Raw genomic sequence first — 1,407 nt, forward strand, 5'->3', positions numbered from 1 at the left:
GGGACTGTTTCAAAATCGGTGTTTCCGGCCCGACACGCCGGGCCGAAGGTCCGGCGGGATGGGCACTGTGAGTGATGACATCCGATGTTGTGAGTCCACGCAAGAGTGAGTCGAAGCCGGCGCGGGAGCTGTCGCCGGAGCAGGCCGCCGCGGCGGCGATGGTGGCCGAGGCCAAGGCTCGAGGGCTGGCGTTGACCGGCCCGGACGGCCTGCTGAAGTTGTTCACCAAGAACGTGCTGGAAACCGCGCTCAACGAAGAGATGACCGAACATCTCGGTCACGAGAAGAATCGGGCCGCGCCCGAGCGTGACTCGACGAATGTGCGGAACGGCACGCGGCCGAAGACCGTGATCTCCGACGCCGCGGGTGAGGTCGAGATCGACGTGCCGCGGGACCGAGAAAGCACGTTCGAACCGCACATCGTGAAGAAACGGCAGCGTCGACTCACCGATGTGGACGAGATCGTGCTGTCGCTGTATGCGAAAGGGATGACCACTGGGGATATCTCGGCGCATTTCGCGGAGATCTATGGAGCGTCGGTCAGCAAAGAGACGGTATCGCGGATAACCGACAAAGTCGTCGCTGAAATGAACGAGTGGGCCAACCGCCCACTCGACGCCGTGTACGCGGCGGTGTTCATCGACGCGATCGTCGTCAAGGTCCGGGACGGCCAGGTCGCCAATCGGCCCGTCTACGCCGCCATCGGCGTCACCGTGGACGGCCACAAGGACGTCCTGGGCCTGTGGATGGGCGCCGGTGGCGAGGGCGCCAAATTCTGGATGAGCGTGCTGATCGATCTCAAGAACCGCGGCGTGGCCGACGTGTTCTTCCTCGTCTGCGACGGCCTGAAAGGCCTCCCCGAAGTCGTCACCAATGTCTGGTCGCAGACCATCGTCCAGACCTGCGTCATTCACTTGATCCGGAACACGTTCCGGTTGGTCGCCCGTCAGGACTGGGACGCGGTGAAACAGGACATCAAACCCGTTTACACCGCGCCCAGTCCCGACGCCGCTCTCATCGCGTTGGATGAACTCGAGGAGAAATGGCGCAAGAAGTACGGGGCCATGATTCGGCTCTGGCACAACGCCTGGGAAGAGTTCATCCCGTTCCTCGGCTACGATATCGAGATCCGGCGCATGATCTGCTCTACGAACGCCATCGAGTCCCTGAACGCCCGCTACCGCCGAGCTATCCGAGCACGCGGACATTTCCCAACCGAACAGGCAGCGATGAAGTGCCTGTATCTTGTGACACGCAGCCTGGACCCCACCGGCACAGGCCGCGCCCGATGGACGATGCGTTGGAAGCCCGTGCTCAACGCGTTCGCCATCACATTCGGTGACCGCTGGCCAGGAGCCGAGACCTACTGATCAACAACGCCGGACACACCGATCATGGGATAGACCC

Annotated in this window: 1 protein-coding gene; it reads left to right on the plus strand. The window is 62.6% G+C overall.

Going from position 1 to position 1,407, the window contains the following annotated elements:
• The first annotated feature begins 74 nt into the window (after positions 1-74).
• Positions 75-1,370: an IS256 family transposase gene (locus CLV40_RS36935; protein WP_104483685.1), complete on the plus strand. Its 1,296-nt coding sequence runs from the start codon at positions 75-77 to the stop codon at positions 1,368-1,370.
• Positions 1,371-1,407: the final 37 nt, after the last annotated feature.

The sequence above is a fragment of the Actinokineospora auranticolor genome (genome assembly GCF_002934265.1).
Taxonomy (GTDB): domain Bacteria; phylum Actinomycetota; class Actinomycetes; order Mycobacteriales; family Pseudonocardiaceae; genus Actinokineospora; species Actinokineospora auranticolor.

Excerpts from the sequence above, each read along its gene's own strand:
- CLV40_RS36935 (WP_104483685.1), top strand. The coding sequence starts at position 75 with ATGACATCCGATGTTGTGAGTCCACGCAAGAGTGAGTCGAAGCCGGCG.